Source organism: Sphaerisporangium krabiense (assembly GCF_014200435.1).
Taxonomy (GTDB): Bacteria; Actinomycetota; Actinomycetes; order Streptosporangiales; family Streptosporangiaceae; genus Sphaerisporangium; species Sphaerisporangium krabiense.
Genome location: NZ_JACHBR010000003.1, coordinates 191,265 through 214,474 on the forward strand (window position 1 = coordinate 191,265; position 23,210 = coordinate 214,474).

At 71.3% G+C, this 23,210-nt stretch carries 26 protein-coding genes; 11 read left to right on the forward strand and 15 right to left on the reverse strand.

What is annotated here, in order from left to right:
• Positions 1 to 73 precede the first annotated feature (73 nt).
• Positions 74 to 295 (forward strand): hypothetical protein, encoded by a 222-nt coding sequence (locus BJ981_RS35870; RefSeq protein WP_184617953.1) that lies wholly within the window; start codon positions 74 to 76, stop codon positions 293 to 295.
• Here BJ981_RS35870 and BJ981_RS35875 read toward each other — a convergent pair whose 3' ends face one another.
• Positions 296 to 781 (reverse strand): FBP domain-containing protein, encoded by a 486-nt coding sequence (locus BJ981_RS35875; RefSeq protein WP_184617954.1) that lies wholly within the window; start codon positions 779 to 781, stop codon positions 296 to 298. It abuts the gene before it with no gap.
• Positions 782 to 861: 80 nt separating this feature from the next.
• Here BJ981_RS35875 and BJ981_RS35880 point away from each other — a divergent pair, with 80 nt between their 5' ends.
• Positions 862 to 1,449, forward strand: coding sequence for a TetR-like C-terminal domain-containing protein (locus BJ981_RS35880; protein ID WP_184617955.1), 588 nt, complete (start codon positions 862 to 864; stop codon positions 1,447 to 1,449).
• A 32-nt stretch (positions 1,450 to 1,481) separates the two neighbouring features.
• Here the strand turns inward: BJ981_RS35880 and BJ981_RS35885 are convergent, their stop codons facing one another.
• Positions 1,482 to 2,942, reverse strand: coding sequence for an alpha/beta fold hydrolase (locus tag BJ981_RS35885; protein WP_184617956.1), 1,461 nt, complete (start codon positions 2,940 to 2,942; stop codon positions 1,482 to 1,484).
• 163 nt (positions 2,943 to 3,105) lie between these two features.
• Here BJ981_RS35885 and BJ981_RS35890 point away from each other — a divergent pair, with 163 nt between their 5' ends.
• Together BJ981_RS35890 and BJ981_RS35895 are read left to right on the forward strand one after the other, a co-directional pair.
• Entirely contained in the window at positions 3,106 to 4,356 is a 1,251-nt protein-coding gene (locus BJ981_RS35890; protein WP_184617957.1) for a sensor histidine kinase, read from the forward strand.
• 12 nt (positions 4,357 to 4,368) lie between these two features.
• Complete coding sequence (locus BJ981_RS35895) at positions 4,369 to 5,013, forward strand: LuxR C-terminal-related transcriptional regulator (protein WP_184617958.1); 645 nt, start codon at positions 4,369 to 4,371, stop codon at positions 5,011 to 5,013.
• Positions 5,014 to 5,050: 37 nt separating this feature from the next.
• Here the strand turns inward: BJ981_RS35895 and BJ981_RS35900 are convergent, their stop codons facing one another.
• The 4 genes from BJ981_RS35900 to BJ981_RS35915 all read right to left on the reverse strand — a co-directional run bounded on the left by BJ981_RS35900 (position 5,051) and on the right by BJ981_RS35915 (position 9,994).
• Positions 5,051 to 7,441 carry an ATP-binding cassette domain-containing protein gene (locus BJ981_RS35900; protein WP_184617959.1) on the reverse strand — a complete coding sequence of 797 codons (2,391 nt, stop codon included), beginning with the start codon at positions 7,439 to 7,441 and terminating at the stop codon, positions 5,051 to 5,053.
• Positions 7,442 to 7,549: 108 nt separating this feature from the next.
• Positions 7,550 to 7,906: a VOC family protein gene (locus BJ981_RS35905; RefSeq protein ID WP_184617960.1), complete on the reverse strand. Its 357-nt coding sequence runs from the start codon at positions 7,904 to 7,906 to the stop codon at positions 7,550 to 7,552.
• Between the two features lie 133 nt (positions 7,907 to 8,039).
• Positions 8,040 to 8,693 carry a maleylpyruvate isomerase N-terminal domain-containing protein gene (locus tag BJ981_RS35910; protein ID WP_184618145.1) on the reverse strand — a complete coding sequence of 218 codons (654 nt, stop codon included), beginning with the start codon at positions 8,691 to 8,693 and terminating at the stop codon, positions 8,040 to 8,042.
• A gap of 104 nt (positions 8,694 to 8,797) precedes the next feature.
• Positions 8,798 to 9,994 (reverse strand): cytochrome P450, encoded by a 1,197-nt coding sequence (locus tag BJ981_RS35915; RefSeq protein WP_239139073.1) that lies wholly within the window; start codon positions 9,992 to 9,994, stop codon positions 8,798 to 8,800.
• Between the two features lie 210 nt (positions 9,995 to 10,204).
• Here BJ981_RS35915 and BJ981_RS35920 point away from each other — a divergent pair, with 210 nt between their 5' ends.
• Together BJ981_RS35920 and BJ981_RS35925 are read left to right on the forward strand one after the other, a co-directional pair.
• The gene (locus BJ981_RS35920; RefSeq protein ID WP_184617961.1) at positions 10,205 to 10,678 is read left to right on the forward strand and encodes a carboxymuconolactone decarboxylase family protein; all 474 of its coding nucleotides are present in this window, start codon (positions 10,205 to 10,207) and stop codon (positions 10,676 to 10,678) included.
• 139 nt (positions 10,679 to 10,817) lie between these two features.
• The gene (locus tag BJ981_RS35925; protein WP_184617962.1) at positions 10,818 to 11,741 is read left to right on the forward strand and encodes an RNA polymerase sigma-70 factor; all 924 of its coding nucleotides are present in this window, start codon (positions 10,818 to 10,820) and stop codon (positions 11,739 to 11,741) included.
• 46 nt (positions 11,742 to 11,787) lie between these two features.
• Here the strand turns inward: BJ981_RS35925 and BJ981_RS35930 are convergent, their stop codons facing one another.
• The 5 genes from BJ981_RS35930 to BJ981_RS35950 are packed head-to-tail and all read right to left on the reverse strand — an operon-like array spanning position 11,788 to position 15,644.
• Positions 11,788 to 12,585: an ABC transporter permease gene (locus BJ981_RS35930; RefSeq protein ID WP_184617963.1), complete on the reverse strand. Its 798-nt coding sequence runs from the start codon at positions 12,583 to 12,585 to the stop codon at positions 11,788 to 11,790.
• A complete protein-coding gene (locus BJ981_RS35935; protein WP_184617964.1) occupies positions 12,582 to 13,472 on the reverse strand; it encodes an ABC transporter ATP-binding protein in 891 nt (296 codons plus the stop codon). Before BJ981_RS35935 ends, BJ981_RS35930 begins: the two co-directional genes overlap by 4 nt.
• On the reverse strand, positions 13,469 to 13,831 hold the full coding sequence (locus BJ981_RS35940; RefSeq protein ID WP_184617965.1) for a hypothetical protein: 363 nt from the start codon (positions 13,829 to 13,831) through the stop codon (positions 13,469 to 13,471). Before BJ981_RS35940 ends, BJ981_RS35935 begins: the two co-directional genes overlap by 4 nt.
• Positions 13,816 to 14,379, reverse strand: coding sequence for a helix-turn-helix domain-containing protein (locus tag BJ981_RS35945; protein WP_184617966.1), 564 nt, complete (start codon positions 14,377 to 14,379; stop codon positions 13,816 to 13,818). The genes BJ981_RS35940 and BJ981_RS35945 overlap by 16 nt, the downstream gene beginning before the upstream one ends.
• Positions 14,380 to 14,435: 56 nt before the next feature.
• The gene (locus BJ981_RS35950) at positions 14,436 to 15,644 is read right to left on the reverse strand and encodes an MFS transporter (protein ID WP_184617967.1); all 1,209 of its coding nucleotides are present in this window, start codon (positions 15,642 to 15,644) and stop codon (positions 14,436 to 14,438) included.
• 91 nt (positions 15,645 to 15,735) lie between these two features.
• On the opposite strand from BJ981_RS35950, the gene BJ981_RS35955 reads away from it, so the two are divergent.
• Both BJ981_RS35955 and BJ981_RS35960 read left to right on the forward strand, forming a co-directional pair.
• Positions 15,736 to 16,638 carry a LysR family transcriptional regulator gene (locus BJ981_RS35955; RefSeq protein ID WP_184617968.1) on the forward strand — a complete coding sequence of 301 codons (903 nt, stop codon included), beginning with the start codon at positions 15,736 to 15,738 and terminating at the stop codon, positions 16,636 to 16,638.
• A 155-nt stretch (positions 16,639 to 16,793) separates the two neighbouring features.
• Entirely contained in the window at positions 16,794 to 17,903 is a 1,110-nt protein-coding gene (locus tag BJ981_RS35960) for a serine hydrolase domain-containing protein (protein ID WP_184617969.1), read from the forward strand.
• A 77-nt stretch (positions 17,904 to 17,980) separates the two neighbouring features.
• On the opposite strand, the gene BJ981_RS35965 is transcribed toward BJ981_RS35960, so the two are convergent.
• The 3 genes from BJ981_RS35965 to BJ981_RS35975 all read right to left on the reverse strand — a co-directional run bounded on the left by BJ981_RS35965 (position 17,981) and on the right by BJ981_RS35975 (position 19,430).
• Positions 17,981 to 18,727, reverse strand: coding sequence for an SAM-dependent methyltransferase (locus BJ981_RS35965; RefSeq protein WP_184617970.1), 747 nt, complete (start codon positions 18,725 to 18,727; stop codon positions 17,981 to 17,983).
• Between the two features lie 17 nt (positions 18,728 to 18,744).
• Positions 18,745 to 18,930, reverse strand: coding sequence for a hypothetical protein (locus BJ981_RS35970; RefSeq protein ID WP_184618147.1), 186 nt, complete (start codon positions 18,928 to 18,930; stop codon positions 18,745 to 18,747).
• Positions 18,931 to 19,274: 344 nt separating this feature from the next.
• Positions 19,275 to 19,430 carry a hypothetical protein gene (locus BJ981_RS35975; RefSeq protein ID WP_184617971.1) on the reverse strand — a complete coding sequence of 52 codons (156 nt, stop codon included), beginning with the start codon at positions 19,428 to 19,430 and terminating at the stop codon, positions 19,275 to 19,277.
• 349 nt (positions 19,431 to 19,779) lie between these two features.
• Here BJ981_RS35975 and BJ981_RS35980 point away from each other — a divergent pair, with 349 nt between their 5' ends.
• Together BJ981_RS35980 and BJ981_RS35985 are read left to right on the forward strand one after the other, a co-directional pair.
• Positions 19,780 to 19,995: a hypothetical protein gene (locus BJ981_RS35980; protein WP_221315595.1), complete on the forward strand. Its 216-nt coding sequence runs from the start codon at positions 19,780 to 19,782 to the stop codon at positions 19,993 to 19,995.
• A gap of 249 nt (positions 19,996 to 20,244) precedes the next feature.
• Complete coding sequence (locus BJ981_RS35985; RefSeq protein ID WP_184617973.1) at positions 20,245 to 21,252, forward strand: RNA polymerase subunit sigma-70; 1,008 nt, start codon at positions 20,245 to 20,247, stop codon at positions 21,250 to 21,252.
• Positions 21,253 to 21,449: 197 nt separating this feature from the next.
• Here the strand turns inward: BJ981_RS35985 and BJ981_RS35990 are convergent, their stop codons facing one another.
• Positions 21,450 to 22,034, reverse strand: coding sequence for a dihydrofolate reductase family protein (locus tag BJ981_RS35990; RefSeq protein ID WP_184617974.1), 585 nt, complete (start codon positions 22,032 to 22,034; stop codon positions 21,450 to 21,452).
• A gap of 214 nt (positions 22,035 to 22,248) precedes the next feature.
• Between BJ981_RS35990 and BJ981_RS35995 the strand changes: the two genes are divergently transcribed.
• On the forward strand, positions 22,249 to 23,142 hold the full coding sequence (locus BJ981_RS35995) for a LysR family transcriptional regulator (RefSeq protein ID WP_184617975.1): 894 nt from the start codon (positions 22,249 to 22,251) through the stop codon (positions 23,140 to 23,142).
• Positions 23,143 to 23,210: the final 68 nt, after the last annotated feature.

A 23,210-nucleotide genomic window follows, 5' to 3' on the forward strand; every position in this document is an offset into this window, starting at 1 on the left:
CGGTGGCGGCGCCTAGCTTGGTGCCTCATCGACGTACACACCGCGGGACTCCGCACGGCACCGGGAGCGCAGCATGGCCGGCCCCCACTCATCCCCCAAGGACGGCGCCCAGCGCGGCGCGGCGCGCGTGGTGCTGTGGCTGGTGCTGCTGCTCAGCGCGGTCGGCGGCATGGTGGCCCACGTGGCCGACCTCAACGGGTTCATCACGGCCGGGTTCGGGCTGGTCGCGCTGGGCTGCGCCGCCGCCCTGATCGCCCGGCACCGCAAGAGCCGCGGCGCGACCGGCCGGAGCTGATCACTGGGTGACCTTCTCCAGGAAGTCGGTCACGTTCACCGCGGTTCTGCCGATCTTCTCGTCGAGCGTGAGCGACTCGTGCATGCGCCCGCCGGGGCCGACGTCCTTCTTGCCGCGCAGGTACAGGGAGCAGGCCAGGTCGGTGCAGATGTAGGCGCCCACGGAGTTGCCGCCGCCACCGGGGCGGCGGGCCGTCATCAGCGAGACGCCGTCCCCGGTGTGCGTGGTCAGGCACAGCGAGCACATGCTGCGCCGCACGTGCCCGGCATGCGGCGCGGCCCGGCGCAACGCCACGCCGACCAGCCGTCCGCCGTGCTCGGCGACCAGGTAGGCGCGGGCCGGCGACGCGGGGTCCTGCCAGCCGAGGAAGTCCAGGTCGTCCCACGGCCTGGCGTTCAGGTCCCTGGGCACGGCCAGGCGCTTGGCCTCGCCCTTGGTGCAGTTGACGAAAGAAGCGCGGATCTCCGGCTCGGCGAGCGGTCTCATGGCACGAAGCTATCCACCGTAAGCAGGCACGGCAACTGAATAGTCTCTATCCTAGGAGTCCTAGGAAAGGAGCGTGGTGCGTGGCACGTGCCGGGGTGACGGCCGAACGGCTGGCGGAGGCGGCGGCGGAGCTCGCCGACCAGGTGGGGCTGGAGAACGTGACGCTCGCGGAGCTCGCGCGCAGGTTCGGCGTGAAGGACGCCAGCCTCTACTCCCACGTCAGGAACGCCCACGAGCTGCGGGTGCGGGTCGCCGTGCTCGCCCTGGCCGAGCTCGCCGACCGGGCGGCGGGCGCGCTGGCGGGGCGGGCGGGCAAGGACGCGCTCGTCGCCTTCGCCACCGCCTACCGCGACTACGCCAGGGAGCATCCGGGCAGGTACGCCGCCGCGCAGGTCGAACTCGACACCGAGACGGCGAAGGCGAGCGCGGCGCGACGGCACTCGGACATGATGCGCGCGATCCTGCGCGGGTACGCCTTGGGCGAGCCCGACCAGACCGACGCCGTCCGGCTGCTGGGCAGCGCCTTTCACGGCTTCGTGAGCCTGGAACGGGCGGGCGGGTTCCGCCATCACTCGCGCGGCGCCGACCCGTCCTGGGAGCGGATGCTCGACGCCCTCGACGTCACCCTGCGCAACTGGCCGCGGCCCGCCGCGACGTCCGGAGCGTGACCGCGCGGCGGGCGTGCCCGACGCCGTGACGGTCACTCGGCGGGGCAGGTGGTCCCCGGCTCGGGTAGCTTCAGCTCGGTCAGGTAGCTGGTGGCGTAGCGGATCGGGCATCTCTTGCCCGCCAGGTACAGGACGTGGCCGGGTCCGTCGTAGGCGACGGTGACCGATCCGGGGACCATCCGCGTGAAGCTCTCGGTCCACACGTAGTCGCCCCACGTGCTGCCTGCCCCCAGGAACGGCGGCAGCCCGCGGGTGCGCAGCGGCCGGGCCGGGTTGACCACCGGGAGCGGCCAGCCGGCGCAGCCGAGGGCGTCGAACGAGGCTCCCCCGAAGTTCGGCGATACCGTCCGCGCCTGCGCGCCGAACCTGTCCAGCTCGGCGTAGTCACGGTATCCGCGGCCGTCCGCGCAGGTCATCGCGAGCGCCGCCGGCATGGCCCACACCCGCGCGTTGCCGAGGGCGAGGTCGGCGAACCCGGATCCGTCCCCGTGCCGCGCCTTGCCGACCGCCTCGGCGAAGGCCAGCCAGTGAGAGTCGCCCGGCCCCGGGTCGCCGGGGAAGGCGAAGCTCCTCAGATGCCATCCGGTCAGCTCGCCCCTGCCGAACTCGGGTGAGGTGACGGGGATCGGCTCGCGGTCGGCCGCACGCGTGAGCCCGCGCCACACCGCCCCGGCGTCCTCTCCGTGCAAGGCGCAGGCGGGGGTCGCCGCGCACCAGGCGGTGAACCGCGTGAAGATCCGCTCCCGGACGGGCAGGGCCCGCAGGTGCTGGCCGGGCCAGCCGTCCACCTGGTTCACCGCCCCGTCGAGGTACATCGCCCGGATCCGCCGGGGGAACAGCCGGGCGTACGCGGCGGCGGCCACCCCTCCGTAGGAGTTGGCCATGAAGCTCAGGCGTTCCTCGCCGAGGGCCCGCCGCACCGCGTCCATGTCCCTGGCCACCGACAGCGAGTCCATGTGAGCGAACAGCCCGGTCGTGTCCGCGGCGCGGCATCGCGTGAACGCGCTGGTCATCGCCGCGGCCAGCGCCGCGTACTCCCTCTGGTCACGGGGGTCGGACAGCGCGGCGCCCGGCCGCGCGCACTCCTGCGGCCACCGGTCGCGCCACACGGTGGTGCGGGGGTCGTAGCCGACCAGGTCGAACCTGCGCCGCAGCTCGGTGAGGTCGCCGGCGGCGAGCTTCAGGTCCTCGATGCCCTCGGCCCCGGGGCCGCCGGGCACGCCGAGCACGCTGCCGATCCGCCGCGCGGGCTCGGTGGCCGGCAGCCGGGCCAGGTCCAGCCGGATCCTGCGGCCGTCCGGCGCGGCCCAGTCCACCGGCACCTCGATCGTGGCGCACTGCAGCCCCGTCGGCGCGCCCTCACCCGCGCAGTCCCGCCACGCCGGCCGCTCCTCGGCCGACGCCGGGGCCGCGCCCACCAGCGCCGCCACCGTCGCCCCCGCCAGCAGCCACGTGGCCGCGCCGCGCGGCCGCCGTTCCCTCGTCGTCATCATGAAGATCACGATGGCGAACGCGGACGGCCCGCCACCACCGGGACATCCTCCACATCCGCTTCGGGATGTCCCCCCGGGGCCGTCCGGCTGGCCCACGGCGGCGAACCTCCGCCAAGCTGTACGGCGACGCGGCCGGCGAGCCGTCGCCGGGGCGAGGAGGCGCGTGGACGAGCGGACGCGAGGCGGCGCGGGCCCATGGTGGGCATCGGTCGCACGGCGGGCGTGGCGGGAGTTGGCCTACGCGTCGCTGATGCCGGTGATGGCCGGGATCGGCCTGGTCCATCTCGTCCTCGTGTCGCTGAGCCTGCTCACGACGCTCAACCTCATCGGCGTGCCGCTACTGGCCCTCAGCGTGCGCGCCGCCAGAGGTCTCGGCGCGGCCAACCTGGGGCTGGCCCGCGCGCTCGCCGGGGTGCCGGTGCCCGCCCCTCCCCCGCTGCGTTCCCGGCCGGGCCTGGTCAACCGGTTCAGGGCGGTGCTCGGCGATGTGACGGGATGGCGCGCCGTCGTCCACGGCCTGACCCGGCTGCCCGCCGCCGCCCTCGCCGTCGCCGTCGCCGCCGGGACCTGGGGGTGCGGCCTGCTGCTGCTCTGCCATCCGCTGTGGTGGCGGTTCACCGCCTTACCGTCCCCCGGCGGCCTGCCGGGGGCGGTGCTGGTCAGCGCGGCCGGGCTGATCCTGCTGCTCCTGGCCCCCTGGTGCGTTCACGTCGCGCTGGCCCCCGAGCGGGCGCTCGCCAGGGCGCTGCTCGGCCCGGCACCGGGTGACACGAGGATCCGCAGGCTGGAGCAGGCGCGCGCGATGGCGGTCGACGACGCGGTGGCGCGGCTCCGCCGGGTCGAGCGTGACCTGCACGACGGGACGGCCGCACGACTGGTGACGCTGGCGCTGAGCCTCGGCATGGTCCAGGAGGAACTCGAACACGCCCATGACCCCGAGCGGCTGGAGCGTGGCCGCGCCCTCGTCGACGGCGCGCACCGCAGCGCCAAGGAGGCGGTGGCCGAACTGCGCGATCTGATCCGCGGCATTCTCCCCGCCGCGCTCGACACAGGGCTGGAGACGGCCCTGGCCACGCTGGCCGCCCGCGTCCCGATCCCCGTCGAGCTCGACGTCCGCCTGCCCGAACGGCCGGACCCTGCCATCGAGGCCATCGCCTACTTCTGCGCGGCGGAACTGCTCGCCAACGTGGTCAAGCACAGCGGCGCGGCCGGCGCCTCGGTCGTCGTCCGGGCGGACGATCGCCTGCTGACCTTGCTCGTGCGGGACGACGGCGCCGGCGGCGCGGTGCTGGGCGGCGGGTCGGGGCTGCGCGGACTGGCCGACCGGGTCGCGATGGTGGACGGCGCCTTCGGCGTCCGCAGCCCGGCCGGAGGCCCTACGGTGATCACCGTAGAGCTTCCCCCGCACATCTGAACGGACCCGCGCATGCGCATCGTGATCGCCGAGGACGCCGTGATCCTCAGAGACGGCCTCCGCATGCTGCTCACCGCCCGCGGCCGGGAGGTGGTCGCCGCCGTGGGCGACGGCGAGGCGCTCCGGGCGGCCGTGGCCGAACACGCGCCGGACGTCGCCGTGGTCGACGTGCGCATGCCGCCCACCCACACCGACGAGGGCCTGCGGGCCGCGATCCGCGTCCGCCGCGACCATCCCGGTGTGGGCGTGCTCGTGTTCTCGCAGTACATCGAGACCCGCTACGCCGCCGAGCTGCTCGCCGGCGGCGCCCACGGGGTGGGGTACCTGCTGAAGGAACGCGTGGCCGACGTCAAGGACTTCCTCGCCGCGCTCGACAGGATCGCCGCCGGGGAGACCGTCCTGGACCCCGAGGTCGTCACCCAGATCATGGGCGCGAGCAGGCGCAGCGAGGCCCTCGGCGCGCTCACCCCCCGGGAACGCGAGGTGCTGGCGATGATGGCGCAGGGGCGGTCCAACACCGCCATCGCCGCCGCGCTGTTCCTGTCCTACGGGTCGGTGGAGAAGCACGTGTCGCAGATCTTCGCCAAGCTCGGCCTGCCCGCGTCGGACACCGACCACCGCCGGGTCCTCGCCGTCCTGCGCCACCTCCAGGCCTGACGGGGGCCGGCGGCGGGACGCCGGCGGGTGGCTTCGATCAGGCGCCGACGTAGGCCGCGAGGTGCTCGCCGGTGAGGGTGGAGCGGGCGGCGACCAGGTCGGCGGGGGTGCCCTCGAAGACGATCCGGCCGCCGTCGTGGCCGGCGCCGGGACCGAGGTCGACGATCCAGTCGGCGTGCGCCATGACCGCCTGGTGGTGCTCGATGACGATGACCGACTTGCCGGAGTCGACGAGCCGGTCCAGCAGGCCCAGCAGTTGCTCGACGTCGGCCAGGTGCAGGCCGGTGGTCGGCTCGTCAAGGACGTAGACGCCGCCCTTCTCGCCCATGTGGGTGGCCAGCTTGAGGCGCTGCCGTTCGCCGCCGGACAGCGTGGTGAGCGGCTGGCCGAGGCTGAGGTAGCCGAGCCCGACGTCGGCGAGCCGGCCGAGGATGGCGTGCGCGGCCGGCGTGCGCGCCTCGCCGTCGCCGAAGAACTCCCGGGCCTCGGTCACCGGCATCGCGAGCACCTCGCTGATGTCACGGCCGCCGAGGCGGTGCTCCAGCACCGCGGCCTGGAACCGCTTGCCGTCGCACTCCTCGCACGTGGTGGCGACGCCCGCCATCATCGCCAGGTCGGTGTAGATGACGCCGGCGCCGTTGCAGGCGGGGCAGGCCCCCTCGGAGTTGGCGCTGAACAGCGCCGGCTTCACGCCGTTGGCCTTCGCGAACGCCTTGCGGATCGGGTCGAGCAGCCCGGTGTAGGTCGCCGGGTTGCTCCGTCGCGAGCCGCGGATCGCGCCCTGGTCGATCGACACCACGCCCGCGCCGGCGGGGATCGACCCGTGCACCAGCGAGCTCTTGCCGGACCCGGCGACGCCGGTGATGACGGTGAGCACGCCGAGCGGGATGTCCACGTCGACGTCGCGCAGGTTGTTGGCCGTCGCGCCGCGGATCTGCAGCGCGCCGGTGGCCGTGCGCACCTTCTCCTTCAGGGAGGTCCGGTCGCCGAGGTGGCGGCCGGTGATGGTGCCGCTGCCCCGCAGCCCCTCGACGGTGCCCTCGTAGCAGACCGAGCCGCCCGCCGTGCCGGCGCCGGGGCCGAGGTCCACGACGTGGTCGGCGATCGCGATCGTCTCCGGCTTGTGCTCCACGACGAGCACCGTGTTGCCCTTGTCCCGCAGCCGCAGCAGCAGGTCGTTCATCCGCTGGATGTCATGGGGGTGCAGGCCGGTGGTGGGCTCGTCGAAGACGTAGGTGGTGTCGGTGAGCGAGGAGCCGAGGTGGCGGATCATCTTGACGCGCTGCGCCTCGCCGCCCGACAGGGTGCCCGAGGGCCGCTCCAGGGACAGGTAGCCCAGCCCGATCTCCACGAACGAATTCAGCGTGCGCCCCAGCGTGGCGAGCAGCGGCGCCACCGACGGCTCGTCGAGGCCGCCGATCCATTCGGCCAGGTCGCTGATCTGCATCGCGCACGCCTCGGCGATGTTGACGCCCTTGATCCGCGACGACCGGGCCCCCTCGCTGAGCCGGGTGCCGCCGCACTCCGGGCAGGTGGTGAAGGTGACCGCCCGGTCCACGAACTCGCGGATGTGCGGCTGCAGCGCCTCGCGGTCCTTGGACAGGAAGGACTTCTGGATCTTCGGGATCAGCCCCTCGTAGGTGAGGTTCACGCCCTCGACCTTCACCTTGGTCGGCTCCCCGTAGAGGAAGTCCTGCATCTCCTTCTTGGTGAACCTGCGGATCGGCTTGTTCGGGTCGAGAAGGCCCGACTCGGCGTAGACCCGCACCGTCCAGAAGCTGTCGGACTTCCAGCCGGGGATGGTGAACGCGCCCTCGGCGATCGACTTGGAGTCGTCGTAGAGCTGGGTGAGGTCGATGTCGGACACCGTGCCCCGGCCCTCGCAGCGCGGGCACATGCCGCCGGTGAGGGTGAAGTCCTGCCGCACCGTCTTCTTGTTGCCGCGCTCGACCGTGATGGCGCCGCTCGCCCGCACCGAAGGGACGTTGAAGGCGAACGCGTTGGGCGAGCCGATGTGCGGCCGCCCGAGCCGGCTGAACAGGATGCGCAGCATCGCGTTGGCGTCGGTGGCGGTGCCGACCGTGGAGCGGGGATCGGTGCCCATGCGCTGCTGGTCGACGATGATCGCGGTCGTCAGCCCTTCGAGCACGTCCACCTCGGGCCGCGCCAGCGTCGGCATGAAGCCCTGCACGAAGGCGCTGTAGGTCTCGTTGATCAGCCGCTGCGACTCCGCCGCGATGGTGCTGAACACCAGCGAGCTCTTGCCCGAACCCGATACCCCGGTGAACACCGTCAGCCGGCGCTTCGGGATCTCGATGCTGACGTCCTTGAGGTTGTTCTCGCGCGCGCCGTGCACGCGGATCAGATCGTGGCTGTCGGCGACGTGCGGCGCAGGCGAGCGCGTGTCCGTCCTCGGGGCCTTGCTCATCGTGTCTCCATCTGCTCTTCGGGCGGGCCGCCTTCGCGGGCTCCTGTCAACGTCGCCTGGCTGGGGCTGACCAGATTAGGGGAATCTGTCCGGTTCTTCGCGCGGCGCCTACCGGTCCTGGAGCAGCCCGAGGACGTTGCCGTCCAGGTCGGTGACGGTGGCGACCAGGCGGCCGCCGCCCACGTCGCGCACGGCGTCCTTGACGGTGGCGCCGGCGGCGGTCACCTCGGCCAGCTTCGCCTCGATGTCGGACACGTGCCAGTAGGCCACCGGCCCGCTCATGCCCTGCGACCCGCCGCCCGGAACCAGCCCGACGTGCTGGCCCGCGACCTCGAAGCCGACGTAGTAGGAGTCGTCGACCTGCGGCTGCACGCCGAGCAGGGCGGCGTACACCGCCTTGGCCTTCGCCACGTCGGACACCGGGTGCAGGACGGTCTTGATCCCCTGGAGGGAAGAATCGCTCATGGTCACTCCTGACGTCGTGGGTCGTCGCGACCCGCCGTACGCCAGAAACGCTAGCCGCGGCCCGCTGACCGGCGCTTCTCCATTCCTGACCGCTTCCGTCCCGCCCGCCGGCGCCACACGGGGACCGCCCCGATCAGCCGACCACGAACGGCAACCTCGCCGCCAGACCGCCCAGCGCGGCCTTCTCCTCCTCACTCGCCGCCCGGCGTCCGGTGCCGACCAGCAGCACGTCCTCGTCGGAGAACGACGCGGGGAACGAGGTCCCGGCGATCTTCTCCAGGGAGTCGCGCGCCGCCGCGAGGGTCTCGGCGGCCGGCTGGGCGGCCGAGGGCCGATACGCGACCAGGTCGAGGTGGTGCAAGGCCCATTCGAGCACGTACGCGGACAGGTAGTCGCCCACGGTGAGCACCTGGTCGCGGGTGCCGACGCGCGCCGCCGGGTCGGCGAGCCCGGCGGCGCGGCCCGCGGCGGAGCCGACGTCGTCCAGGTGGAACTTCAGCAGTCCCGGCTCGCCGTACGCGGCGGCCAGCCGGGGAATCAGCGCGTCGAGCGGGTCGTCCCCGGTGGGAGGTTCGACGAGGTTCCAGTAGGTGACCGCGTCCACGGTCGGCTCCGTCGCGGCGGGCGTGACCAGGGTGATCAGGACGTCCTGGGCGTCGATGACCAGGTGGCACACCAGGTCCCGCACGAGCCAGCCGGCACACCCGGACGGCAGCGCGAAGTCCTCGTCCGCGGTCTCGGCCACCGCCGCGCGCAACGCCGCCCAAGAACGTGAGAAGAGTTCGATACGGTCGCTCATCCGGTCACTGTGCCCGCGCTTCGCGGTTGCCCGCAAAAGGTTTCCCGGCGCGCCAGGAGCCGAGAGCTCGCTCCACGTTGGGGGCCGTCCGTTCACCAGGTCACTCGCAGGGCGTTCACGCCGTACACGGTGGTGAAGATTCGGAAGTCCGCCTGTTCGTCGGGGTCGGCCAGGGCCAGCCCGGGGAAGCGCCGCAGCAGGGCCGGGAAGGCGATGCGCATCTCCATCCGCGCCAGCGGCGCCCCGAGGCAGTGGTGCACCCCGTGGCCGAAGGCGAGGTGGCCGGCCGCCGCGCGGGTGACGTCGAGGGTCTCGGGATCGTGGACGAAGGCGGGGTCGCGGTTGGCGGCGGGAAGCGAGCAGATCAGGAGCGAGCCCGAGGGAATGACCTGCCCGGCGATCTCGACATCCGTCGTGGTCATCCGCGGTGGCAGCGACTGCACGACGGACAGCCAGCGCGACAGCTCCTCGACGGCGGGTTCGGCCTGGGCCGGGTCCTGGCGGATCACGGCGAGCTGGTCCGGGTGCCGCAACAGGGCCAGGGTGCCCAGGGCGAGCATGTTGGAGGTGGTCTCGTGCCCGGCCAGCAGCAGCAGTTCCGCGATGCCGATCAGCTCGTCGGTGCTGAGGTCGTCGCCGTGCTCGCGCACCAGCATGCCGAGCATGTCCTGGCCCGGGGCGGCCTGGGCGCGGGCGACCAGGTCGGCCATGTAGGCGCGGTCCTCCCGCTGTGCCGCGACGCGCCGCTCCATCGGCAAGGAGGTGTCCAGCAGGCGCACGGCACGCTCCTGGAACCGGGCGCGGTCGGCGTAGGGCACGCCCAGCAGCTCGCAGATCACCAGCGAGGGCACCGGCAGCGCGAAGTGCTCCACCAGATCGGCCGGCTTGCCGGCCCGCTCCAGATCGTCCAGGGCCTTGTGGACGATCTGGGTGATCCGCGGCTCAAGGCCGCGCATCCGCCGCATCGTGAACTCGGGCGTGAGCATCCGGCGCAGCCGCGAGTGCTCGGGCGGGTCCAACCTGAACAGTTGCCCGGCCCGCAGCCGCTCCAGTTCGTCGGCGTCCACGTATCCGGATCCCGGTAACGGCGCCAGGGCACTGCTGAACCGGGTCGGATCGGCCAGCACCTGGCGGACATCTTCATGGCGGCAGATCAGATACGCGGGCGGACCGAACGGCGTCTCCACCCGCACCACACCCTCGTCCTCGCGGGCCCGGGCCAGTTCCTCGACCGGGTCCAACCCGTTCCGCCGCATGTGCAGCGGCGCCTTCAGCGCTTGTGTCGTCATCCGTCCATCCATCCTGTGCTCGTGGGAGACCGTCCGCTCTCACCGGTTCGACAAGACGGCGGGGTGAAATGTCAGGCCGGCGCGTCACCTCACAGGTGCGGGCGCCGCGCCGCCGGACCGGTGAGGCACGTCACATCCGTCCATGTCACAGGGGGCCGGGCCACCTCGTCTCAGGGGGTGGAGCAACCGACGACCACAGAGGAGCACTTCATGGACGCGCGACTGGACTACTTCGCCTCCCCCACCGCCGGCAAGGCGCTCAAGCACCTCATGTCGGCAGGCAAGGCCCTCAAGGAATCCTCGCTGCCGGCCGCCACGCAGGAGCTGGTCGCGCTTCGCGTCAGTCAGATCAACGGCTGCGCCGTCTGCGTCGACATGCACACCAAGGACGCCGCCGCCGGCGGCGAGACCTCGGTGCGGCTGAACCTGGTCGCGGCGTGGCGGGAGGCCACCGTCTTCACCGAGGCCGAACGCGCCGCGCTGGAACTGGCGGAGGACGGGACCCGGGTCGCGGACGCGGCCGGCGGCGTCGGCGACGAGGTGTGGGCGCGCGCCGCCGCGCACTACGACGACGAGCAGCTCACCGCCCTGGTGCTGCTGATCTCCTTCATGAACACGGCGAACCGGCTGAACATCATCACCCGGCAGCCGGCCGGCGACTACGAGCCCGGCCGATTCCACTGAACGGCATCGGCCGCCGGCCCGGGGGTCCGCCTCCGGGCCGACGGGTGCGGGGCAGCTACTCTGGCCTGCCTGTTCACCGGATGACGCCTGCTCCAGCGAGCACGGCCCGGCAGGAGGGCTTCACGGAAGGGGATCGGCCGTGAGCGAGGTCGAGGAGTTCGAGGAGCTGCGGCCGCTGCTGTTCTCGATCGCCTATCGGATCCTCGGCAGCGTGGGCGAGGCCGAGGACGCGGTGCAGGAGACGTGGCTGCGCTTCGACGGCTCGGCGACCCGTCCCACCTCGACCAAGGCGTTTCTGGCGACCACGGTGACGCGCATCTCGATCGACGTGCTGCGCTCCGCGCGGTCCCGGCGGGAGGAGTACGTGGGCCCGTGGTTTCCCGAGCCGCTGCTGAGCGATCCGTACCAGGACCCGGCGCGGTCGGCGGAGCTGGCCGACTCGGTGTCGATGGCGGCGCTGCTGCTGCTGGAGCGGCTCAGCCCGCTGGAGCGGGCCGTGTTCGTGCTGCGGGAGGTGTTCGGCTTCGGGTTCGACGAGATCGCCGCGACGGTGGGGCGCTCGGAGGCGGCGTGCCGGCAGTTGCTGGTACGGGCCCGGCGGCACGTGACGGCCGGACGGCCGCGCTTCGAAGCGCTCCGCCAGGAGCGTGAGGAGCTGGCGTCGCGGTTCTTCGACGCGCTGCGCGAAGGTGACGTCGCCGGTTTGCAGGAGCTGCTCGCCGCCGACGTCTCGATGGCCGGCGACGGCGGCGGCAAGGCCCCGCAACTCGCCCGGGCCATCGTCGGCGCCGCGAACGTGGCCCGGCTGCTCTCCTCCGTCTACGCCAAGCTGGCCGGGATCGGCGTGCTGGCCGAGCCGAACCAGGTCAACGGCCAGCCGGGCGCGATCTTCCGTGACCGGGACGGCAAGGTGCTGCAGACGATGACGCTCGACGTGCTCGACGGGCGGATCCAGACGATCCGCTCGGTGATCAACCCCGACAAGCTCCGGCACGTGGGCCCGGTGGCGGACGCCTGGGCGATCGACCGCGAAGTACGACGGGCACGCCGATCCACCAGATGAGCACGACAGCCGACCGCACGCCGGATACCGGCGAGCGGCCGGGCGGTCAGGTCACGTCGCGGCGCATCGGCTTGAGGAGCGCGAAGGCGCTCGCCAGCACCGTGTATCCGAGCAGTAGCAGCGCGCCGGCCTGCGGCGAGAGGAGCCGGACCGGTTCACTGGCCAACTGCTGGGACAGGGCGTCGGCCACGGCGGTGAAGTCGGTCAACGCCGAGGTCGCGCCGCCGGGCAGCCACGGATACAGGTGGCGGACACCCGGGATCGTCATCAGGAGCAGCTCGGCCCCGTACAGGTAGCCGACCACCACGCACAGGGCGGCGACCTGGTGACGGATCAGGGCTCCCATGCCCACGCCGAGCACCGTGTAGGCGACCATCGCGACCGCCAGCCGGGCCAGCAGTCCCCCGATGGTCCCGGCGGGCAGTCCCAGATCCACGCCGCGGGCCGCGGCGGCGCCGAACAGGGCCAGCGCGGCCGTGCCCGACAGGACGAGCCCGTAGACCATGCCCGCGAGGCCGTAGGTGACCAGCTTGGCGGCCAGCACCCGCCAGCGGCCCGGCACGAACAGGAAGGTGAAGTTCACGGTCCGATGCCGGTACTCGGAGGTCACGGCCAGGGTGCCGAGCGCGGCGGGGACGAAGGCGGTGAAGCCGAGGAAACCCAGGACGGCTCGCACCCCGGCCTCGGTGTGCAGTCCGGGCATCGGGGGCTGGAAGTTCTCCGGCCCGACGACGGCCAGCAGGCCGATCAGGCCGCCGCCGAGCAGGGCGGCCGCCAGCAGGGCGCCCAGCCACATCCGGGTCGCGAGCAGCCGGCGCACCTCCGCGCGGATCAGGGGTGTCATGCGTTCGTCCGTTCGCCGGTCAGGTCGAGGAAGAGCCGTTCGAGGCTGGGCCGTTCGCTGGTCAGGCCGTGGACGCGCAGTCCGTGCGTGGCGGCGAGGTCGGCGATGGCCGCGGCCTCCAGCCCGCGGACCCGCAGCTCGCCTGCCCCGTCGGCCTCCACCCGCGCCTGCCGCGCGAGGATCCGGCTCAGCGCCGCGCCGTCCGGCGTCCGCACCAGTACGGCCGGCGCCGGGCCGGACAGCTCGCGGAGCGGTCCGGCGCCGAGCAACCGTCCCTGCCGGATGACCACCACGTCGTCGGCGATCTGCTGCATCTCGCCGAGCGCGTGGCTGGAGACCAGGACGGTCCGCCCCTCGTCGGCCAGCCCGCGCAGGAACGAACGCAGCCACGTCATGCCTTCGGGGTCCAGGCCGTTGCCCGGTTCGTCCAGCAACAGGACCTGGGGGTCGCCCAGCAGGGCGGTGGCCAGGTTGAGCCGCTGGCGCATGCCGGTGGAGAAGGCGCCGGTCCTGCGTCCCGCGACCCCGGCCAGCCCGACCAGATCGAGCAGTTCCGGGACCCGGCCGCCGGGGTGGCCGCCCATCGTGGCATAGATCCGCAAGTGGTCCCACGCCGTGTGGCGCGGGTGGAAGGAGGCGACGTCGAAGGCCGCTCCGACCACGCGGGTCGGACGCGGGAGGTCCCGGTAGCGGCGCCCGCCGATGGTCACGCCCCCCGAGGTGGGCGCCACGTGGTCGATCATCATGCGCACCGTGGTGGTCTTGCCGGCGCCGTTGGGGCCGAGGAACGCGGTCACGGCGCCCGGCCGTACGGTGAAGCTCAGGTGGTCCACGGCGGTGACCCGGCCATAGGTCTTGGTCAGGTCGCGCACCTCTACGCCGGTCACGTGGCCACGCGCCTGATGGTCTCGACGAGCCGGGCCGCGTCGGGGACCGACACGACGACCTCGTCGAACTCGCCGCCGGATCCATCGCGATCCAGGACGAGGTGTACGCCGGGCCGGTGGCGGTCGGCCGCCACCAACTGCCGAGGGCCGCCGAACAGGCCCCAAACGCCGATCTTGGTGTGCCCGGACACGGTGAGTCCGCGTCTCGCGCCGCGTGCGACCCGCAGCGGCCGGTCGGTGACGGCCGCCCGTCGCACCGCGCGCAGGGGGATGGTGTGCCGGGATCGGCCCGTGAAGATCCTCTCCCACGGGCCGAACTCGATGGCGATCGAACCGTCCGTGATCATGACTGTGGCCATGGGTCTCCACCTTTCGTCAACGGGAGGAGGATCGTCGCCAGCAGCCGGGGCGTCCGGTCCCCTCCCGGTTCCTTCGCGAGCAGGGGTTGCACGAGTTCGGCGAAGCCCTGCGCGAACCGCGCGAACTCCTCGTCGTCCAGGTGCAGCACCAGTTGGTGGTAGCCGACGCCGTCGGCCACCAGGTCGATGTGCTCCTTGGTCAGGTAGCGCGAGAACTCCGACAGGAGGGTGGAGACGAACGCGGTGAAGTACCGCGCGTGCTCCTCCGGCGACGCCGAGGCCAGCGCCTCGGCGGATGGCGTCAGGCCGTCCTCGGGCAGGGCGTAGACCCGCTCCGTCGCGCCGCCGACCTTCCGCTCCTCCACCACTTCCAGCAGTCCGGCCTTGGCCAGCGCGGCGATCTGCCGGTAGAGGGTGGCCTGCGGCACGTCGGGCAGCAGGCCGGCCAGGTCGGATGCCGTGCGACGAGTCCCGGCCACGGCGGTCAGGATCCGGATGCGCACGGGATGGAGCGCCAGCTCGGCCCACCGCTCAGTCGAAATGCCCACACCTGGACGTTATCATTATCGATAATGAGAAGGCAATCGGCGGCTGTGTATGCACGTCAACGGCGAGAGCGGCCCCGGGGATCGTCGCCGAAGGCGCGGCCCGAGAGGGCGGCGACGGCCGCGCTGACCGTGGCGAGCGCGGCGCCCACCCACATCACCGCCGAGAGTGACACGCCGTCCACGACCCGGCCGCCGGCGAACGAGCCGAGCGCGATGGAGACGTTGAAGGCGCCGACGAACAGCGCCGTGCCCATCTCGCCGCCGCCGGACCGCATGATCCACAGCTGCAACGTCACCCCCACTCCGCCGTAGCCGAGGCCCCACACCACCAGCACGGCCAGGGGCAGGCCGATCAGGGGCAGCGCCACCGTGGCGAGTGCGATCAGCACGGCCAGCACGACCAGGACCGGCCTGGGGTTCCTGGCCGCCCACGCGCCCGCCGCGAAATTGCCGGCCACGCCCGCCGCGCCGTACAGCAGCAGGGCGGCGCCGACGAACGCCGGACCGGCGTGCGAGATCTGCTCCAGGAACGGCCGGACGTAGGTGTAGGCCGCGAAGTGGCCGGACACGATCAGAACGGTCAGGACGAGGACGACCTTGAGCGGGCCGGAGAGCCACGCCTGCGGCGCGCGGACCGGGGTCGCCCGGGGCGACGGCTCGGACGCGCGGGTCCGCGGTTCGCCGGGCAGGGGCGGCAGGGTGGTGGCGAGCAGCGCGACCAGGGCCAGGGCCAGCACGCCCATGGCGGCGAACGCGGTCCGCCAGCCCGCGAACGACGAGATGAACGTCCCCACGGGCACGCCCAGGACCGACGCCACCGACACCCCGGCCAAGATGATCGAGGTGGCCCGCCCGACGGCCCCTTCGGGGACCAGGCGCACCCCGAGTCCGGCGGCGAAGGCCCAGAACCCGCCGATGCTCACCCCGGTCAGCACCCGGGCGGCCAGCATGACGGGGTAGTTCGGCGCGAACGCGCCCGCCAGGTCGGCCACCGCCAGCAGCGCCATCAGCCCCATCAGCGTGACCCGCCGGTCGAGCCCCCGGGTGGCGAACGCCAGCACGGGCGCGCAGACGGCGGCGACCAGCCCCGGCGCCGACATCATCAGCCCCGCCGTTCCGTCGGAGACGCCGAGGGTGGCCGCGATCGAGGTCAGCAGGCCGACGGGCAGCATCTCGCTGGTCACGAGGGTGAAGGTGCCCACCGAGACCGAGAACACGGCGAGCCAGCGCGCCCGGGTAGCGAGGGAAATGTCGGTCATGGTCATGCCAGTCAGCCTTCTGCGGACCACCGGCGGGAACAATCGCCAAGCTCGAAGGCTTGGTTTAGGAGGACTAAGCGATCAGAGGGAGGCGGAGATGGAGTTCCGGGAGCTGGAGTGCTTCGTCGTGCTCAGCGAGGAACTGCACTTCGCCCGCACGGCCGAGCGCCTCTACCTGTCCCCCGGCCGGGTGAGCCAGCTCATGCGCTCGCTGGAGACCAGGGTCGGCGGCCGGCTCTTCCACCGGACCAGCAGGCACGTGAGCCTCACGCCCTTGGGCGAACGTTTCCTGGCCGACCTGCGTCCCTCCTACGAAGGTCTCGCCAACGCGATCAGCCGGGCCAAGGCCGCCGCCCGCGAGGTGACCGGCGTGATCAGACTCGGCTTCCTGGCCACGCCCACCGACGTCGTCACCGACAGCGTGCGCGCCTTCGAGCGCCGGTACCCGGGGTGCGAGACGGAACTCGTGGAGATCCCGCTCTCCGACCCCTTCGGAAAGCTGCGGGCCGGGCAGGTGGACATCACGTTCACGCTGCTGCCGGTGGAGGAGTCCGACCTGGCGACGGGTGAAGCGCTGAACCGGGTCTCCTACCGGCTGGGCGTCTCCAAACGTCATCCGCTGGCCGCGCGTGCGAGCATCAGCGCGGAGGAACTGACCGAGGTGTCTTTGATCGGCCTGGACGACCCGGCTCCACGCACCTGGCGCGAGCTCGTCGCACCGTCCCTCACTCCTTCCGGCCGCCCCATTCCCCGCGGCGGCACCGTGGCCACCTGCCAGGAGGGCCTGACCCAGGTGGCGCTCAACCGGGGCGGCATGCTCTTCTGCACCCCCACGGCGCTGCACCACCGGCGCCCGGACATCAGCTTCGTCCCCGTCGTGGGATTGCCTCCCTCGATCCTCGCCCTGGCCTGGGTGAAGGCCGCGGAGACCGCGGCGATCCGCGCGTTCAACGAGGTCGCCGTCGCGCACGCGCGCGGCGGAGCGGCCCTGGTGGCATGAGAGATTCCGGCAGCAGGCGTCCTTCCCGAGTGGGAGATCGTCGGTGTGGAATCAGGGTTTCCGTAGGGGATGACTCCGATGCGGTACCGCCCTCTCGTGCCGGATCTTGATACGGCGGAGGCCGAGAGCCGGACTCCGTGCATCGGAGGAGCAACGTGAAGGGAAGACGCACCAGCGCGGCCGTCGTGGCGTGCTTGACCGTGTCGTTGCCGGCGACGCCTGCCGTGACCGCCACCGCGGCGGCGGACGCGAGCCCGAGCGGTCGGCCGAGTTTGCAGGCGATGCTGGACGAGGTCGTCGCAGGCGGTGCGGTCGCCGCGATCGCCGAGGTTCGCGACGGGGACACGACCTGGCGAGCCGCCAGCGGCAAGGCGAAGATGAACCATGCCCAGCCTGCCCCGGTGGACGGGCGCTTCCGGGCCGGGAGCGTGACCAAGTCGTTCACGGCGACCGCGGTGCTTCAACTGGTGGGAGAGGGAAAGCTGCACCTGTCCGACAGTGTGGAGCAGTGGCTGCCGGAGCTCGTGGACAGGGGCGCCGACATCACGATCAGGCACCTCCTCCAGCACACCAGCGGCCTTCCCGAGTACTCGACGGGCATGATGGACGAGGCGGGCATCCCCAAGGAGCGCTACCGCACCTGGTCGGCACGCGAACTGGTGGAAAGAGCGGAAAGGCTCCCGCGCGACTTCCCACCCGGGTCTGAGTACAGGTACTCCAACACCAACTACATCGTGCTCGGCATGCTGATCGAGAGGGTCACCGGCAGGCCGTACGCGACAGAGATCAGGGAGCGGATCCTGCGACCGCTCGGCCTGCGGCACACCCGCGTGCCGGGATCCTCGCCGGAGGTGTACGGCCCGCACGCCCACGCATACGTGCCGGTCACCAGGGGTGGCAAGATCGTCCCCGTTGACGTCACGCGGTTCAATCCCACGATGGCCGGTGCGGCGGGCGAGATCATCTCCACCACCGGGGACATCAACCGGTTCTACCGCGCCCTGTTCCAGGGCAAGCTGCTCCGCCCTGGTCTGCTGAAGGAGATGAAGGATCCCGGCACGACCGAGGGGTATGGGCTGGGGCTGGAGCTGGCGCCTCTTCCCTGCGGCACTGCGTTCGGCCACGGCGGCGGTGCCCCGGGCTACCTCACGGTGGCGTTCAACTCAGCCGACGGTTCGCGACAGGTCACATTGTCGATCACCCCGTTCTCCGGCGACCCTCACCAGGCGGCCATGACCCTGCTGACCTCTGCGCTGTGCCCTTAGAAAGCGGCGCGGTGACGACGTGTCCCGTGAGGGGGTCCAGACGGGATGACGTCTGGGCCCCTCACGGGACGGGGTTGTCAGCGCTTCATAAGGGCGAAGACGCCCCAGCCGAGGTACTCACGCCCGTAACGGGCGTAGTGGGCGGGCTCGGTGGTGAGTTCTTCCCGTACCTCGGGGGCGAGTTCGTCGTCCGGGTTCTCATCGAGCCAGCGGCGCATGCTGAGCCACTGGGCCGCGGCGTACCGGTCCCAGCTGTCCTGGTCGGCCAGCATCATCTCCACGACGTCATACCCGAGTTCCTGGAACTGCTCGATCAGAGCGGGGAGGAGCAGGAAGTCGGCGATGGAGGTGGCGTGGCATGCCTTGGCGGTCTCCTCGTCCGGAGGGGTCTGCCGCCAGAACGGCTCGCCGATCAGCATCATTCCGCCGGGGCGCAGGCTGCGCTGGAGGAGTTCGGTTGTTCCGGCGACGCCGTTGCCGATCCAGGTGGCGCCGACGCAGGCGGTCAGATCGACCGGCTGGTCGGCCACGTGGCCGGCGGCGTCACCGTGGATGAACTCGACCCGGTCGGCGACGCCGAGTTCGGCGGCACGGGCCTGGGCCTGCTCGGTGAAGACCGTGCTGATGTCCACCCCGGTGCCCGCGAAGCCCAGGTCACGTGCCCAGGTGCACAGCATCTCGCCCGAACCGCTGGCCAGGTCGAGTACCCGTGTCCCAGCGGGGAGTCGGAGGGATTCGCCCAGGGCGGCGAACTTGTCCGCGGTCAGCGGGTTGTGGATGCGGTGGTTGCTCTCGCGGATGGTGAAGATGCGGGGAAGGTCCATGACCTGATTCCTTTTCGTCATGCCTGGGGAGACTGCTTGAGGGCGCGCACTTGGCGCGAGATCTGCTTCAGGGGCCGTTCCAGCTCGGCGCGCAGCCGCGCTTCGGTGCGGGAGGCGGCGTAGGTGTTCTCGCGCTGCAGCCGGTGGTGGCTGCCACCGCGAGGCTCGGCGACGACGCCGCATAGGCCGCGCTCGGCCCGCACGACACGGCCCGGAACCGGTCCCTCGGCCCGCGACGGGGCGAAGGAGCGCTCACGTTCCGTGTCCCAGCCGTAGTCGGCCAGAGTCAGGACTCGCTCACCAGAGAGAGCAGGTGGGGATGAAGTGGATTGATGAAACAACGTGGAGACCCTTGAACGGGGGCCCCGCCGGACGACAGGCGTGCCGAGAACACTCCCTATGAAGGAGGAAGGCAGGCGAAGGTCAGGACGAGGCCCGGGAGGTGAGGATGATCCGGGCGCCGCACACAGCGGGCTTCTCCACGACGGTCATCAACACACCTCCTCAGATCTCCGTGAGCGAACTGGTCATCGCTCGGACACCTACGCTAGCACCTTCCGTGGACGCTGGCGCGGGAGGCGAGTCCGTCGAGCAGATTCAGCCCGACCTGCTCGAGGATCTTGAGAGGATCAGGGACCGACACAGCCCGCGCGGCGCCGTCGACGAGCCCGGCGCGCAGGCCCTCGCGTGGCCTGGCGCTCATGATCGAACGCGAACTCTCTGTACTGGATCGAGGCAGCCGTGACGCGGCCGCACGCCTGTCGGAAGTAAGTGGGATGTGGCTGTGAACCGATTACCGGTACGCCCCGTCTGAACAGTTAGCGTCGTAGCACCAGGAGACAGGCCCGCCTAGTGCCACGGGCGTTGGAGTGGAAAGGGGAGCGCGATGCACGTCGTTGCACCAGTCTCAGGCTCGCCCAGGTCCCCTCCCATCTGCGACGGGTGAAGCGTCTCGGTCGACCCGCGAACCGCGCGCACTGCACCCGTTCAGCGGGTGAGGCGTCCTGATAACCCCATCAGGTCACGCACTCCCGCCTGAAGCATGAGGAGTCATGCTGATGGCGAGTCTGTTGTTTCAGGCGCTGGCCGAGCTCGCTCCGGTAGCGACCTGGGTCGCCGTGTTCGTCGCGGCGATCATTGCTGTGTTCACGGTGTACGTCGGCGTTGCCATGCTGGCAGCCCTGTTCGCCACCGACGAGCGGCAGGCGAAGCTCCGGTATCGAGTCTTCCGTGACTTGCTACTGCTGTTTGCCCGGAAAGGCCGTTGAGTCCCTCTTGTCGGCCGCGTTCAGCGGTGGGTTGAGTCGCGACCTGAACCGGTCCCCCCGATCTTTCCCCAGCACTACGGGGATCCACCTCGGCATCGAGGGTGTGCCCGGCCCGGACACGTCCCCTCGATCGACCTGACCCATCCGGGCTGACGAACGGCCCGGTGTCAGCGGCTTCACCGCTCAGAAATCTTCCGCCACGTCGTCGGTTCTGGTAGCCCCTCGCCATCCGCGGAAGGATTGACGACCATGACCGACGCCAGACTGCCAGGCGGCGACGAGGCCGCGTTCATCGCGGCGGCCCGCTCGGCCGACGCAGCGCAGTTCGCGCTCATGACGGAGCGCTACCGGCGTGAGCTGCAGGTGCACTGCTACCGGATGCTCGCGAACTACGAGGACGCCCAGGACATGACGCAGGAGACGTTCCTGCGGGCGTGGAACAAGCGGGAGTCGTTCAAGGGCCACGCCGCGCTGCGGACCTGGCTGTACCGGATCGCGACGAACGCCTGCCTCGACTTCCTGGAGAAGCGCAACGACCGCACACCCGTACCTGCCGAGCTGCCGGGCGAGGGCTCGGAAGTGCGGTACCTGCAGCCCTATCCGGACCGGATGCTCCCGGAGGACCCCCAGGAATCGGTGGTGGCGCGGGAGACGATCGAGCTGGCGTTCATCGTCGCCGTCCAGCACCTGCCGCCGCGGCAGCGGGCGGTGTTCATCTTGCGCGACGTCCTCGGCTGGCCGGCGTCGAAGGCCGCCGACGCCCTCGAGCTGACCGTCGCATCGGTGACCAGCGCACTGCAGCGGGCGCGCGTGACGATGCGCGAGCAGCTGCCCGACCGGCGCCTCGACTGGCGGAGCCCTGCCACGTACGAGCTGTCGGATGACGAGCGCGGCGTGTTGAAGTCGTATATGGACGCCCATGAGCGCAACGACCTCAACGGGCTGATGGCCCTGCTGCGCGACGACCTGCGCTTCGCGATGCTGCCCGAGCCGGGCACCTTGATCGTCACGGCCAAGGACGCGGTGGACGGCTGGGTCTCCGGTGGGCTCTTCCAGCGCGGCCACGACGACTGGCGCTGCATCGCCACGACGGTCAACCGCATGCCTGCCGCCGCGCTGTACCTCCGAACCCCCGACGACCCGGAATACCGTTTGCTGAACATCGCGGTCCTGCGCATCGTCGGGGGAAAGGTCGCCGAACTCACCGGGTTCGACGCCACCGACAAACCATGGCTGAGCCTGCCCGCGACGCTGTGACCAGGCAAGTCCCCATCGCCGACGAGTCCAGCGCACGGGCCGGCGCCACCGTCGTGCTCATCTTCGGCGAGTCGGCCAACAGCTCACTCGGAACGCGAGGAAGGGGCGGGAAAAGGTTCCCTCATCGCCGAAGGTCACGGTGAGCACGCCAGGAAGGATCTCGACCCGGCCTTACGAGCCGAGCGTTCGGCCCGTGCTCATCGCCTCCTCTCGTATCGGGTCAGCACCACGCCGCCGGGAAATGTCCGCGTCTCGATCAGCTTCAGGTTCACCCAGCTGTCCAGCGCGGTGAAGAACGGCGTGCCGCCGCCCACCAGGACCGGCACGGTGACCAGCGTGTACTCGTCGACCAGCCCGGCCCGCATGGCCGCCCCGGCGAGCGTCGCGCCGCCGATGTCCATCGGGCCGCCGTCCTCGGCCTTGAGCCGGGTGATCTCGGCGACCGCGTCGCCGGAGACCAGGCGGGTGTTCCAGTCGACCTTGTCGATCGTCGATGAGAACACCACCTTCGGCATGTCCCGCCAGAGGCGCGCGTACTCGATCTCCGCCGGGGTGGCGTTGGGGAGCTGGTCGCCGGTCGGCCAGTGGGAGCTCATCGCTTCCCACAGCTTGCGCCCGTACAGCGACAGCTCGCTCGCCCGCATCTGGTCATACCACCACTGGAACAGCTCGGCGCTCGACGATGAGTCCGGTCCCTCTCCCCCACCCCAGCTGATGTCGTCGCCGGTCGCGGCGATGAAGCCGTCCAGGGTCACGTTCATGCCGAATATCAGTTTCCGCATCGTGCCAGCCTCTCGTGAGTCGCTCTCACACGTACAGACGGGCGCGGCGCGGAAACCTAATCGGTGCGGCAGCGGCCGCGCTTGAAGACTTGACGGCACCATCCGCGCCCGTAAGGGAATCCCCGGCCGCCACAGGTCAGCCGGCGAAACCGGCAGACCTGTCATACTTCGCACCGAATGAACAGTTCTGGCAGGTGGGACGAGGGGGGGACAGGTGGAGCTGCGTGACATCGAGATCTTCCTGACCCTGGCCGAGGAGTTGCACTTCGGCCGGACCGCTGAGCGGCTGCACGTGTCGGTGGCGGCGGTGAGCAAGGCGCTCAAGAAGCAGGAACGGGCCATCGGGGTCGAGCTGTTCGCCCGGAACAGTCGCAATGTACGGCTGACGCCGGTGGGAGAGCAGCTTCGCGACGACCTACGTGAGCTGCATCAGGGGCTGACGAAGAGTTTGGAGCGGGCCCGGTTGGCGGCCCGGGGCAAGACCGGCACGCTGCGGGTCAGCCTGTTTCCCGTCAACATCCAGGAGATGCGCCGGTACTGGGAGACCTTCCGTTCCCGACACCCGCAGTGGGAGCTGCGGCTGCGGGTGTCGGCTTATCCGGATCCGTTCGCCCAGCTGCGCGACGGGGAAGTCGATGTCCTGGTCACCTGGCCGCCGGAGGAGCCCGATTTGACCGTGGGCCCACTACTGTTCGCCGAGCCCAGGGTGCTGGCCATGGCCGAGGACAACAACCTGGCCACATGGTCCACGGCCTCCATCGAGGCGGTCGGCGACTACCGGCACGTGATCGTCGAGTCGGTGCCCGGTGACTGGATGGATCGCTACGTTCCCAAGCTCACCCCCAAGGGCCGCCCGATCGAACGCACCGCCGTCGTGCACAACATCGAGGACATCCTCCTGTACACGACCATGGGGGAAACGATCTCCCTGTTCCCGGCCCACGTGACCCGCTACTACCCGCGCCCCGGCATCGTCTACCGGCCGGTCACCGACATGGAGCCGCTGCCATACGCGCTGGTGTGGCGCAGCGACGCGGAGAACGACATGATCCGCGCCCTCGCCCGGGTGGTGCGCGAGGTGGGACCGCTGCCCGGCTGGGACCATTGACCCCGGGTTGACGACCGTTGCGATGGTCGCCGTTGATCCCCGGCACCGGCCGACGTGATGCTTGGTCC